This window comes from Paenarthrobacter sp. DKR-5 (genome assembly GCF_018531425.1).
Taxonomy (GTDB): Bacteria; Actinomycetota; Actinomycetes; order Actinomycetales; family Micrococcaceae; genus DKR-5.
Map to the genome: position 1 here is coordinate 72,442 of NZ_JAHBOI010000006.1, position 12,648 is coordinate 85,089.

Sequence of the window (12,648 nt, forward strand, 5' to 3'; positions counted from 1 at the left end):
CCAGCTTGGCCGCCATCGGTCCACGGTGTGGCGGGACCGGGATGTCGGCGCTCGTTGCTAGGGTGTTCGTAGATATGTTCGGTTTTTCCGACCCGACCCTTTTTGCAGGAGCGTTCCGTTGATCAGTTTTCTCAGAGGCGCGGTGGCGCACGTCGGGCTCTCCTCCGCCGTCATCGACCTCAACGGCTTCGGTGTCACCGTCAACGCCACACCGCAGACGCTCAGCACCTTCCGGCACGGGCAGACCGTCACCGTCTTCACCTCGATGATCGTCCGCGAGGACTCGATGACCCTGTACGGGTTCGCCGACACGGACCAGCGCGAGGTGTTCGACGTTCTGCTCGGGGTGAGCGGGATCGGCCCCCGCCTGGCTTTGGCCGTGCTGGCCGTCCACTCCGCCGAGGCGATCCGGGTCGCCGCCTCGTCCGGGGACGACAAGGCTTTCAGCAAGGTTCCCGGCATTGGCCCGAAGGGTGCGCGTCGCATTGTGCTCGAGCTGGCGGACAAGCTGGTGCCTACCGGGGAGACCGTCCCGGGCCCGTCCGCGCAGGAGCAGTGGAAGCCGCAGGTGATCGCCGCGATGACAAGCCTGGGCTGGTCCGAGAAGGACGCCGCCGGCAGCATCGATAAGGCGCTGGCCGCCGCACCGGAGGTTGCCGCCGGCGGCAACGTGGGCGAGATCCTGCGCACCACCCTGCGCTGGCTGGGCACGGACAACGCCAGGGCAGGCGTGCGGGCGGGAAGCAATGCCTGACCGGGGGGCATCCGACGCACCGTCGCTGATGACGGCGGGAGGCGAGCCCGAGGAGCGGGTGATCGAGGCGGCACTGCGGCCCCGCAACCTCGCCGACTTCGTTGGCCAGCAGCGCGTGCGCCGGCAGCTGTCCCTGGTGCTCGAGGCCTCGCGGATGCGCGAAAAGAGCGCGGACCACGTGCTGCTGTCCGGGCCGCCGGGCCTCGGAAAAACCACGCTCGCAATGATCATCGCCGCCGAGATGAACGCGCCGCTGCGCATTACCTCCGGTCCCGCCATCCAGCATGCGGGGGACCTGGCGGCGATCCTTTCCTCGCTGTCCGAGGGGGAGGTGCTCTTCCTCGACGAGATCCACCGGATGTCCCGCCCGGCGGAGGAGATGCTCTACATGGCGATGGAGGACTTCCGGGTCGACATCGTGGTGGGCAAAGGAGCCGGGGCGACGGCGATCCCGCTGGATCTGCCGCCGTTCACTCTCGTGGGTGCCACCACCCGGGCGGGCCTGCTGCCGGGTCCGCTGCGCGACCGCTTCGGCTTCACCGGCCATCTGGAGTTCTACTCGATCGAGGAGCTGGAGCTGGTCCTGCGCCGCTCGGCCGGCCTGCTGGACCTGAAGGTCAGCTCGGCTGGCTTCACGGAGGTCGCCGGCCGGTCCCGCGGCACACCCCGCATCGCCAACAGGCTGCTGCGCCGGGTGCGCGACTGGGCGCTGGTGCACGGCATCGCCGAGATCGACGCCCGCGCAGCCTCCGCCGCGCTGGATATGTACGAGGTCGACGCCAAGGGGCTGGACCGTCTGGACCGTGCGGTGCTCACGGCGCTGGTCACCAAGTTCCAGGGCGGCCCGGTCGGCTTGTCCACGCTGGCCATCGCCGTCGGCGAGGAGCCGGAGACGGTCGAAACCGTGGCGGAGCCGTTCCTGGTACGGGAAGGGCTGCTCGGCCGGACCCCCCGCGGGCGCATCGCCACTGCGGCCGCTTGGGAGCACCTGGGACTGCCCGTGCCGGAGGCCGCCGGCGCCCCGGCGCCGCTCTTCAGCCTTGACAGCCCGGCCGCCGACGAGGACGACTAGCAGGCGTTTTACAGCTTTTGAGCTTAGACTGGTATGACGCTCGGCACGTTCGCGCCCTCGGACCGGAGCAGTCCGGGACCCCTGGATGCCGCAGCAGCCCACCTTTGGATGACAAGATCGGACTTACCTGTGGATTTTATGACCCTTGCCCTGCTGGCGATCTTCGCCGTCTTCATCTTCATGACGTTCCGGCGTCAGAAGAAGGCGCAGCGGCAGCAGCAGGAACAGCAGGCACAGATGGGCCCGGGCGTCGAGGTGATGACGAGCTTCGGACTGTACGGCACCGTGGTGAGCGTGGACGACGCCGAGAACAAGGTTGTTCTTGAGCTCTCGCCCGGCAACACCGCCACGGTCCACCGCCAGGCGGTCACCAAGATCCTGACCCCGGCCGCGGACGCTGCAGCCCCCGCCGGTGCCACCACCGTCGACCCCACCGCCCCTGTCGTGCCCGACGATGCCTCCAGCCTGACCGGTGCAACCAGCACGGAGGACACGCTCCCCGGCCAGCCGGCCGAGCCCGCGCGCCCGGAGACGCCGGAGGAAACCCTGCGCCGCCTTGACCAGAACGAGAACAAGGACAAGTAGGCTTCCGCGAAGCAGAAGCTCAAGGACCGCGGTCATCGTTCCTCGGAACGACGACGGCGGTCCTGCGCGCGTCACCGACCGACGCGGCGGACAGCCCGCCGCGCACCTAGAAGGATCTTTAGATGCCACGAACTGGCCCGACCTCGATAGCCCGCCGGACGCTGATCTGGCTGGGCGTCATTTTCGCGCTCTGCGCCTTGGTGCTGGGAGGGGGATCGCTGTGGGGCGGCGCCAGCTGGGCGCCGAAGCTGGCGCTGGACCTCGAGGGGGGCACCCAGATGATCCTGGCGCCCAAGGTCGACGGCGGCGCCGCGATCAATGATGAGCAGCTCAACCAGGCGGTGGCGATCATCCGCCAGCGCGTGGACGGCTCGGGTGTCTCCGAAGCCGAGATCAGCACCCAGTCCGGCCGCAACGTCGTCGTCAGCCTCCCCGGCATCCCCGACTCGCAGACGCGCGCCTTGATCCAGGCCTCCGCCGACATGAACTTCCGCCCGGTGCTTGCCGCCGGGCAGGGCGGCGCCGTCGCCAAGGACAAGCAGCTGCCGGCCGCGCAGCTGCCCAAGCCCAAGGCCAAGCCGACCAACTCGAGCGACCAGAACTGGATCGACGGCACGCTCTACCGCCAGTTCGAAAACCTCAGCTGCGTCAACCCCGTGACGCCGCCGCCTGCCAAGGTCGATCCGGCCAAGCCCACGGTTGCCTGCGAGGTGGACACCGGCACCAAGTACATCCTTGGCCCGGTCGAAGTGCGCGGGAAGGACATCAGCGGGTCCAGCTACGGCCTGCAGCAGGGCAGCCGCGGCACCACGACGAACCAGTGGGCCGTGCAGATCCAGTTCGACGCGGAGGGCACGCAGAAGTTCAAGGAAGTCACGACCCGGCTGAACAAGTTCTACGTGGACTCGCAGGCCACGGGCGGGTCCGACCCCCGCTCCCAGTTCGCGATCGTGCTCGACGGCAAGGTCATTTCTGCTCCGCGCGCCCTCGCGGCCATCGCGGACGGCCGCCCGGAGATCACCGGCAACTTCACCGAGCAGTCCGCCAAGGCCTTGTCGGACCAGCTCAAGTACGGCGCGCTGCCGATCAGCTTCGATATCCAGAGCGAGCAGCAGATCTCCGCCACCCTCGGCGGGGAGCAGCTGCGCATGGGCCTTTTGGCCGGTGCCATCGGCCTGCTGCTGGTGGTCATCTACTCGCTGTTCCAGTACCGCGCCCTCGGGTTCGTCACCATTGCCTCCCTGGTGGTGGCCGGCGGCCTGACCTATCTGGCGATCGCAATCCTGGGCTGGACGGAGAACTACCGCCTGTCGCTGGCAGGTGTGGCGGGCCTGATCGTGGCAATTGGCCAGACCGCGGACTCGTTCATCGTGTACTTCGAACGCATCCGCGATGAACTGCGCGAGGGCCGCGGTCTGCAGTCCGCCGTGGCCAACGGATGGAAGCGCGCCAAGCGCACGGTGCTCGCCTCCAAGGCGGTGAACCTGCTCGCGTCGGTCGTGCTGTACTTCGTCGCGGTCGGCAACGTGCGCGGGTTCGCGTTCACCCTCGGCCTTACGGCAGTCGCCGACCTCATTGTCGTGTTCATGTTCACCCACCCGACCCTGGTGCTGCTGGCGCGGACGCGGTTCTTCGGCGAGGGGCACCGCTTCTCAGGCCTCGACCCGGCCAGGCTGGGCGCCATCCCGCTGTACCGCGGTGCGGGCCGCATCCGCACCCCGGAGGAGACAGCGGTCGCTGCGCGCACCAAGAACGCCCGGGCGGCCGCCGAGGCCGAGCGGCGCCAGACCATCGCCGAACGGCGCCTGGCGGAGCGGCAAAACCAGCTCGCGGCCAGCTCCAAGGGCGGATCGAAGGAGAGCAAGTAAATGAACACCCTGGCAACATGGGGCAACGACCTCTACTCCGGCAAGCGCTCCTACAACTTCGTCGGCCGGCGCCGGATCTGGTTCATCGTCACCCTCGTGGCGGTCGCGATCTCGATCCTGGTGCCGGTGCTGCGCGGCGGGTTCAACCTCGGCATCGAGTTTCGCGGCGGCTCCGAGTTCACCGTCTCCAACGTTAAGACCACCGACACCCTGGTGGGGGAGAAGGCGGTCAAGAACCTGATCGGCGCGCAGATCCCGCGCGTGACCAACGTCGCCGGCAACACGATGCGGGTGCAGACCGACAAACTGACCGACAACGAAACCGTTCAGGTGCGCGACTCCCTTGCGAAGGCCTACGGGGTGACGAACGAGCAGGTGACCTCGACGTTCATCGGCCCGACGTGGGGCGCTGATGTCACGAACCAGGCCGTCCTCGGGCTGATCATCTTCGTCAGCCTCGCGGCGGTGCTGATGGCGCTGTACTTCCGCACCTGGAAGATGTCGCTCTCGGCCCTTGGCGGCATGGCCGCGACCCTGATCATCACGGCCGGGGTCTACGCCGTCAGCGACTTCGAGGTGACCCCCTCGGCGATCATCGGGTTCCTGACCGTGCTCAGCTACTCGCTGTACGACACCGTGGTGGTCTTCGACAAAATCCGGGAAAACACTTCGCACATCGACTCCTCGACCCGCAGGACGTTCGCCGAGGAGGTCAACCTCGCGGTGAACCAGACCCTCGTGCGCTCGATCAACACGATGATGGTGGCCGTGCTGCCGGTGGCGGCGGTGCTGTTCATCGGCGCCGGGCTGCTCGGTGCGGGCACGCTGCGCGACCTTTCGCTGGCGCTCTTCGTCGGCATCATCATCGGCACTGCGGCGACCTTGTTCGTTGCGGCGCCGTTGTACGCGGCGCTGCGCAGCCGCGAGCCGGCGCTGGAGCGGCAGGCCAAGCGGGTGCAGTCGCGGCGTGAGGCTGCGAAGGCTGCCGGAAGTGCTGCTGCCGACGACGCCGCGAAGGGATCGCTCGCGCAGGCCTGAGCCGTTCCGGCCCGTTCCGGACCCCGCCGCCCGTCGCCGGGCGCACTGAAAGGTGCGCCGGCGGCGGGCGGCGCTGCATCCCGCCGGGTCCGCTGTACAGGCCGGGCCGGTCGGGGGCATAAACTGAACAAAACCAGTGTTGACGCAGAGGATGCAGCCGTGGACGAGCGAGTGAGTTCAACCGACAGGGTTGAGAATGCCGTTCCCGTGGACGCCGCAGGCTCCGGGAACGGATCGCTCGCGCCCGCGGTGACCAGGCAGCCCTCCGCGGCGGTGGACATCGCCGGCATCCGGCCCACCTTCCCCGGCCGCCGGGAACGCACCCGGGCACGGCTCGCGCGGCTGACGGGCCGCGGCAACGCCGGCTACTCGCCGATCCTCGAGCCGCTGCTGCGCACCGTGCGCACCAACAACCCCAAAGAAGACTTCGACCTGATCCAGCGCGCCTTTGCCGTCGCGGAGCGTGCGCACCAGGGCCAGAAGCGCAAGAGCGGGGACCCGTACATCACCCACCCGGTCGCGGTGGCGACCATCCTCGCTGAACTCGGCATGACGGGCACCACCCTCGCCGCGGCACTGCTGCACGACACGGTGGAAGACACCGACTACACGCTGGACATGCTGCGCGCGGATTTTGGTCCGGAGGTGGCGAACCTCGTTGACGGCGTGACCAAGCTGGACAAGGTCCAGTTCGGGGAAGCCGCCCAGTCCGAGACCGTGCGCAAGATGGTCGTCGCCATGGCCAAGGACATCCGGGTGCTGGTGATCAAGCTCGCCGACCGGCTGCACAACGCCCGGACCTGGCGCTTCGTCTCGGCCGAGTCCTCCGCCCGAAAGGCGCGCGAGACGCTGGAGATCTTCGCACCGCTGGCACACCGCCTGGGCATGAACACGATCAAGTGGGAGCTGGAGGATCTCTCCTTCGCCGCGCTCTACCCGAAGGTGTACGAGGAGATCGTGCGCATGGTGGGGGACCGGACGCCGGAGCGGGAGAAGAGCCTGAGCGTCATCCGCAGCCAGATCGCCGAGGACCTGCGCGCGGCCAAGATCAAGGCCACCATCACAGGCCGGCCCAAGCACTACTACTCGATTTACCAAAAGATGATCGTCAAGGACAAGGACTTCGACGACATCAACGACCTGATGGGTGTCCGCGTGCTGGTGGACACGGTGCGCGACTGTTATGCCGCCCTCGGCGCGATGCATTCGCGGTGGAACCCGCTTCCGGGCAGGTTCAAGGACTACATCGCCATGCCCAAGTTCAACATGTACCAGTCCCTGCACACGACGGTGATCGGCCCGGGGGGCAAACCGGTTGAGATCCAGATCCGGACGCACGAGATGCACCGCCGTGCCGAGTATGGCGTCGCGGCGCACTGGAAGTACAAGGATCAGCCTGCGCGAGGAGCGCAGGCGGTCGGCAGCCCGCGCGACGGCGACATGGGCTGGCTGCGGACCCTCGTGGACTGGCAGCAGGAAACGTCCGATCCGGGCGAGTTCCTGGACTCGCTGCGGTTCGAGATCAATGCGAAGGAAGTGTTCGTCTTCACCCCGAAGGGCGAAGTGATGGCGCTTCCGGCCGGGTCCACGCCGGTGGACTTCGCTTACGCGGTACACACAGAGGTCGGCCACCGCACCATTGGTGCACGGGTCAACGGCAAGCTTGTGCCGCTCAACAGCGAGCTCAACCACGGCGACTGGGTGGAGATTTTCACGTCCAAGGCGGAGGGCGCCGGTCCCAGCCAGGACTGGCAGCACTTCGTCAAGAGCCCCCGCGCGCGCAACAAGATCCGGCAGTGGTTCACCAAGGAACGGCGCGAGGAAGCGATCGAAAAGGGCAAGGACCTGCTCACGCGTGCGATGCGCAAGCAGAACCTGCCCTTGCAGCGCCTGATGACCCACGACGCGCTGCTTGGCGTGGCCCAGGAACTGCGCTACACCGACATCTCCGCGCTGTATGCGGCGATCGGGGACAGCAACGTCTCCGCCGCCAGTGTCGTGGAGAAGCTCGTCGACGCGCTCGGCGGCCATGAGGGGGCCCAGGAGGACCTCGCCGAAACCACGATAGCCACCGCTCCCCGCCGCCCGAAGTTCTCCAACTCCGGCGTCGTGGTCCGCGGCGTCGGCGATGTCTGGGTCAAGCTGGCACGGTGCTGCACGCCGGTGCCGCCGGACCCCATCATTGGCTTCGTCACGCGCGGCTCCGGGGTGTCCGTGCACCGCAGTGACTGCCGTAACGTCCAGGACCTGCGCGACCAGCCGGACCGCATCGTGCCGGTCGATTGGGCCCCGACGCAGTCCAGCGTGTTCCTGGTCGAAATCCAGGTGGAGGCGCTGGACCGCAAGAGCCTGCTCTCCGACGTCACCCGCGTACTTTCGGACAACCACGTCAACATCCTCTCCGCCAGCGTGCATACCAGCACCGACCGGCTGGCCATCTCCCGTTTCGTCTTCGAAATGGGGGACCCGAAGTACCTCAGCCACGTGCTCAGCGCGGTGCGGAAGATTGACGGCGTGTTCGACGTCTACCGCACGACGGGATCCAGCCGTCGCAAGACCTGAGGTCGCGGCCGGCAGCAGAGACGTGCTGCCGGGAGCAGCTGCCATGACGGTCCGTGTCCAGGTCCTGCGGAGCGCCGGGCTACGGAGCGCCGGGCCGCCGCACAGCTTCCAGCCGGTCCAGAGCGGCTCTCCGGCCGGGCACCCGGGGCCAGCTGAGTACGGCTCGGCGGACAAGATCGGCCGGGCAGTTCAACGCAGGATCGGCGGTCAGCCGCTGCAGGGCCGGCACCGACTGCTCCGGCATCACGTGCAGCGCCAGGTCGACCGCCGTGCGCAGCGGGCTCGTGACAGGCACGGAGCCCAGCATCACCACATCGAACCGGCCCAGCGACGCTTCGTGAAGGGTGCAGCCGCTGAACGGCCGCAGGGCCGAGATGCGCCGGCCGTGGTCCACCAGCAATGCCACCCTCGGCGGAGGCGGTGCGCAGCCGTACACCCATGCGGCGCTGAGCCGGCCGATCACGGTCCGGGCTGCAGCCGCAGCGGGAATCGCCGAGGCCACGGCCTGGGCCCGCAGCGCAGGAGTGGCCCCGGTTCCGGCGCGAAGGTAGGCATCCCGGATCACCTGGCGCACTACGCCGTCGAGTGCCATCGCGCGCAGCTCACCTGCCGTAAAAGGCTCCCCGGGCCGGATCAACCTGCGGCCGTCGCTGATCAGGGTTGCGCCCGCTGCTTCCTTGTAGTCCATTAGCCCAGCATGCCGCGGTCCCGGGACAGCAAAAAGCCCCGCACTGCCGGATGTGGAAAAGCGGCGGTGCGGGGCCTTCGAATGCCGGGCCGGGGCGTCAGGCCAGGTCGTCGGCGGCCTTTTTGATCTGCTCCAGCCAGGCTTGCCGCGCCTCGAGGGCTTCCTTGGCGTCCTTGACCTTGCGCTGGTCGCCGGCCTTCTCAGCGCTGGCAAGGTCTTCCTGCAGCGCGGCGATGGTGGCTTCCAGCTGGCTCAGGGCGCTGTTGGTGCGCGCCTTCGCTTCCGGGTCGGTCCGGCGCCAGTTCTCGTCTTCGGCGCGGCGGACAGCGTCTTCGACCTGCCGAAGGCCCGCTTCGATCCGGCCCATGTCCGCCCGGGGCACCTTGCCGGCGTCCTCCCAGCGGTCACGGATGGACTGAAGTGACTTCTTCGCGGCAGCGAGGTCCGTGATGGGCAGCAGTGCCTGCGCCTCGACGATCAGGGCTTCCTTTACCTTGAGGTTGCCGGCGTACTCCTGGTCGATGGCGGCGTTGGCTTCCTGCCGGGCCGAGAAGAACGCGTCCTGCGCGGCGCGGAAGCGTGCCCAGAGCGCGTCGTCGTCCTTGCGGCTCGCCCGGGGCGAAGCTTTCCACTGGTCCATCAGTCGGCGGTACTCGCCGGCCGCGTAGCCCCAGTCGGTGGAGCTGGAGAGCGCCTCCGCCTCGGCAATGAGTTTCTCCTTGGCCGACTTGGCCGCGGAGTTGTTGCTGTCCAGCTGGGAGAAGTAGGCCCGGCGGTGCCGGTCGAAAACAGTGCGCGCGGCACGGAACCGCTTCCAGAGGGCATCCTCCGTGCTGCGTCCGAGCCGGATCCCGCCCTTCTGGGCCGTCTTCCAGGTCTCGAAAAGCTCATTCATGCGGGCGCTGCTGGTCTTCCACTGCACGGTGGAAGGATCCTGTCCGGCGATGCTCTCGGCTTCAGCCACGATGGCCTCGCGGGCAGCAAGTTCGGCGCTGCGGGCGGCGTCATGCTGTGCGCGCTCCGCCTTCGCGAGCTCGCTGATTTTGCCGTCCAAGGTGTCAAGACGCGCCTCGGCTGACGCAAAATCCCCCACCATGGTGCGGGCGCTGAGCTGCTCGCGCAGGTGCTTGACGGTCTTGTGCATGTCCGCGGACGGAGCGTGCGCCTCGACGCGCTGCTCGAGCAGGGCGATCTGGGCGCTGACGTCCTCGAACTTGCGCGCGAAGTAGCTCAGGGCTTCCTCCGGGCTGGCTCCGGGATACTGTCCGACGCTGTGTTCCTCGCCGTCGACCTGGCCGAAGACGTTGCCCTCGTCATCGGCCCGGCCCCACTTGGAGGCTTCCTCCAGCGAGACGGCGGGGGCTGCGGCTGCCGATGCTGCGGCAGCCGGTACCGGCACCACCGCCGGCTTGGGGCGGGCAGCGAAAGCGGCGGGCGTGGGCCGGGGCCCGGGTGCCGGCGAGGGGACCGGGCGGCCAGCTGCCGCTTCGGCGGGCGCGGACTCGGCGGCGGGTGCTGCCTCGGCGGGCGCGGACTCGGCGGCGGCTGCTTCGGCGGGCGCTGCTTCGGGTTCCGTCACGGTTGCCGGATCCTGCTCGGTCGCCGGTGCCTGCACTGCTGTTTCGTCGGATTTCTGACTGTCTGTCACCGCTAAAAGTCTTTCGCTTGGGGGCGTGTATCGGCCGGGGGAGGCTGGCGCGGGCGCCGGCCGTTTACTTCACAGAGAACGAGTCTATCGTGACGGGGGTTTTCGGCGCCCCGTCGGTGGCGCCGGAGGTGCCGGGGGTGATCCCGCCGGCGGCGATCTTCTTCACCACGTCCAGGCCGCTGGTCACCTTGCCCATGACGGTGTAGCCCCCGGTGTCCTGCGGCAGGACGGTGTCCTTCCAGACGATGAAGAACTGGGTGCCGTTGCTGTATGTGCTGCTGCCGCGGGCGACGGCGATTGTACCGGCCGGGTACTTGCCGTCGGCCGGCGAGTTCTCCACCGGGCCCCACTCATAACCCGGATCCGAGCCGCCCTTGCCGTCCTTGGACCCGCACTGCAGTACGCCGAAGCTGGGAGCGTCGGTGAGCCGGTGGCAGGACAGGCCCTTGAAGAAGTTCTTCGCGGTCAGGGAGGCGAAGACCGCGGCGGCCTGGGGTGCCTTCTTGCCGTCGAGTTCGACCCCTAGCGGCGAACCGTTCAGCACCAGCTGGCCGGTGAAGGTCTTCCCGGCGGCGGTGGAGGCGGCAGGGATGTTCGGCCCGTTGGTCTGCGCCGGCGTTGGACTGGCGGACGCCGAGGGGCTGCCCAACCCGGCCTCGACAGCCTTGGCCTCGGCCTCGGTGGGGTTGTGGCTGAAGACCGCCAGCTGAAGGACGACGGCGAGCAGCAGGACGACGGCGAGGGCGCCGGCCGCCAGCAGATTGTCGCGCCGGCGGCGGCGACGCTGCTCTTCACGCAGCCGCTGCTTCGCTTCCATCTGTTGCACGCGCTTCTTGAGCTCGCGCGCGTCCCTCTTGCTGGCGGGCAAACGTCCTCCTCGGCCGATGATCCGGTACTGCAGCTTGCTTGCGTCGGGCTGCGCGCCCTTCATTGGCGGCACCGCGCACGGGCGCCCGTTCCCGGGGGCGTGCCCCGAGCGCATAAACTGGCTGCCGCACATAGTTTACGCACGGCCACCTGTACGAAGGCCGCGAATCCGCCGGAGGGCGGGTCGGCGGTGGCCGCAACGCAAGGAGAGCTCCCTCAATGGCACGTACCGCGTCCCTGTCCGGTTTCCCCGAGTGGCTGCCCCAGGAGCGTTTGGTGGAGCTCCATGTGCTGGACGTGCTGCGGCGGACCTTTGAGCTGCACGGCTTCGCCTCGGTGGAAACCAGGGCTGTGGAGACGGTCGAGCAGCTGCTGCGCAAGGGCGAGATCGACAAGGAGGTCTATGCGCTCAGCCGCCTGCAGGAGGATGACGAGGATCAGGCGAAGGCGGATCCGCACCAGCTCGCGCTGCATTTCGACCTGACCGTGCCGTTTGCCCGCTATGTGGTCGAGAATGCCGGCTACCTCGCGTTCCCGTTCCGCCGCTACCAGATCCAGAAGGTGTGGCGGGGGGAGCGGCCGCAGGAAGGCCGCGCCCGTGAATTCACCCAGGCGGACATCGATGTGGTCGGCGACGGCAGCCTGCCGTTCCGCTACGACGTCGAGCTCGCCCTGGTCATCGTCGAGGCCCTCGGCCAGCTGCCCATCCCGGACTTCCGGCTGCGGATCAACAACCGCAAGCTCGCCGAGGGCTTCTACCGCGGCATCGGGCTCACCGACACCGCCGGCGTCCTGCGCAGCATCGACAAGCTCGAGAAGATCGGTCCGGAGAAGGTTGCCGCGCTGCTGAAGGAGGAGTTGGGCGCCACCGACGAGCAGGCGGACGCGGCCCTGAAGCTGGCCGCGATCCGCACGCCGGACACGTCCTTTGTGCAGCAGGTGCGCGCCCTTGGCGTCAGCGATCCGCTGCTGGACGAAGGCCTGGACGAGCTGGAGCAGGTCATCGGCGAGGCCTCCCGCCGGGCCCCGGGCCGGGTGATCGCCGACCTGAGCATCGCCCGCGGGCTCGACTATTACACCGGCACGGTCTACGAGACAGTCCTGGTGGGCCATGAGCACCTCGGGTCCATCTGCTCCGGCGGCCGTTACGACTCCCTGGCGAGCAAGGGCAGCCGGACGTTCCCCGGCGTCGGCCTGTCCATCGGGGTGACGCGCCTGGTGTCCCGTATGCTCAGCCAGCGCTTCGCTGAGGCATCGCGCAGTGTGCCCACCGCCGTGCTGGTGTCGCTGGCAAACGACGAGAGCTGGAGCGAGGCCCAGGAAGTCGCGGCGGCCCTGCGCTCGCGCGGTATTGCCACCGAGGTCGCGGCCAAGGCGGAGAAGTTCGGCAAGCAGATCAAGTACGCGGACCGCCGCGGCATCCCGTTCGTCTGGTTCACCGGCGAGGACGGCACCCACCAGGTCAAGGACATCCGCTCCGGCGAGCAGACCTCGGCGGACCCCGCCGTGTGGATGCCGCCGGCAGAGGACCTCGTTCCCGCGGTGACCGCCGTCGAGGGCTGAGCG

10 protein-coding genes are annotated in these 12,648 nt (G+C 68.5%); 7 read left to right on the forward strand and 3 right to left on the reverse strand.

Features of this window, described 5'->3' with window-relative positions; all coding sequences use genetic code 11:
- Positions 1–118: 118 nt before the first annotated feature.
- The 6 genes from ruvA to KIH31_RS13975 all read left to right on the forward strand — a co-directional run bounded on the left by ruvA (position 119) and on the right by KIH31_RS13975 (position 7,879).
- Positions 119–754, forward strand: coding sequence for a Holliday junction branch migration protein RuvA (ruvA, locus tag KIH31_RS13950; RefSeq protein ID WP_214427750.1), 636 nt, complete (start codon positions 119–121; stop codon positions 752–754).
- Entirely contained in the window at positions 747–1,826 is a 1,080-nt protein-coding gene (gene ruvB, locus KIH31_RS13955) for a Holliday junction branch migration DNA helicase RuvB (RefSeq protein ID WP_214427751.1), read from the forward strand. Before ruvA ends, ruvB begins: the two co-directional genes overlap by 8 nt.
- A gap of 138 nt (positions 1,827–1,964) precedes the next feature.
- Positions 1,965–2,411, forward strand: a complete 447-nt coding sequence (yajC, locus tag KIH31_RS13960; RefSeq protein ID WP_214427906.1) for a preprotein translocase subunit YajC — start codon at positions 1,965–1,967, stop codon at positions 2,409–2,411.
- Between the two features lie 122 nt (positions 2,412–2,533).
- A complete protein-coding gene (secD, locus tag KIH31_RS13965) occupies positions 2,534–4,279 on the forward strand; it encodes a protein translocase subunit SecD (protein WP_214427752.1) in 1,746 nt (581 codons plus the stop codon).
- On the forward strand, positions 4,280–5,317 hold the full coding sequence (gene secF, locus KIH31_RS13970) for a protein translocase subunit SecF (RefSeq protein ID WP_214427753.1): 1,038 nt from the start codon (positions 4,280–4,282) through the stop codon (positions 5,315–5,317). It abuts the gene before it with no gap.
- 171 nt (positions 5,318–5,488) lie between these two features.
- Positions 5,489–7,879 (forward strand): bifunctional (p)ppGpp synthetase/guanosine-3',5'-bis(diphosphate) 3'-pyrophosphohydrolase, encoded by a 2,391-nt coding sequence (locus KIH31_RS13975; protein WP_374224885.1) that lies wholly within the window; start codon positions 5,489–5,491, stop codon positions 7,877–7,879.
- 79 nt (positions 7,880–7,958) lie between these two features.
- On the opposite strand, the gene KIH31_RS13980 is transcribed toward KIH31_RS13975, so the two are convergent.
- The 3 genes from KIH31_RS13980 to KIH31_RS13990 form a co-directional block, all read right to left on the reverse strand.
- Positions 7,959–8,567: a hypothetical protein gene (locus KIH31_RS13980; protein WP_214427754.1), complete on the reverse strand. Its 609-nt coding sequence runs from the start codon at positions 8,565–8,567 to the stop codon at positions 7,959–7,961.
- Between the two features lie 97 nt (positions 8,568–8,664).
- Positions 8,665–10,215, reverse strand: a complete 1,551-nt coding sequence (locus tag KIH31_RS13985) for a DUF349 domain-containing protein (RefSeq protein WP_214427755.1) — start codon at positions 10,213–10,215, stop codon at positions 8,665–8,667.
- 64 nt (positions 10,216–10,279) lie between these two features.
- Positions 10,280–11,083 (reverse strand): peptidylprolyl isomerase, encoded by an 804-nt coding sequence (locus tag KIH31_RS13990; protein WP_214427756.1) that lies wholly within the window; start codon positions 11,081–11,083, stop codon positions 10,280–10,282.
- Positions 11,084–11,301: 218 nt separating this feature from the next.
- On the opposite strand from KIH31_RS13990, the gene hisS reads away from it, so the two are divergent.
- Positions 11,302–12,645 carry a histidine--tRNA ligase gene (gene hisS / locus KIH31_RS13995; RefSeq protein WP_214427757.1) on the forward strand — a complete coding sequence of 448 codons (1,344 nt, stop codon included), beginning with the start codon at positions 11,302–11,304 and terminating at the stop codon, positions 12,643–12,645.
- Positions 12,646–12,648 lie beyond the last annotated feature (3 nt).

Excerpts from the sequence above, each read along its gene's own strand:
- ruvB (WP_214427751.1), top strand. The coding sequence starts at position 747 with ATGCCTGACCGGGGGGCATCCGACGCACCGTCGCTGATGACGGCGGGA.
- yajC (WP_214427906.1), top strand. The coding sequence starts at position 1,965 with ATGACCCTTGCCCTGCTGGCGATCTTCGCCGTCTTCATCTTCATGACG.
- secD (WP_214427752.1), top strand. The coding sequence starts at position 2,534 with ATGCCACGAACTGGCCCGACCTCGATAGCCCGCCGGACGCTGATCTGG.
- secF (WP_214427753.1), top strand. The coding sequence starts at position 4,280 with ATGAACACCCTGGCAACATGGGGCAACGACCTCTACTCCGGCAAGCGC.
- KIH31_RS13980 (WP_214427754.1), bottom strand. The coding sequence starts at position 8,567 with ATGGACTACAAGGAAGCAGCGGGCGCAACCCTGATCAGCGACGGCCGC.
- hisS (WP_214427757.1), top strand. The coding sequence starts at position 11,302 with ATGGCACGTACCGCGTCCCTGTCCGGTTTCCCCGAGTGGCTGCCCCAG.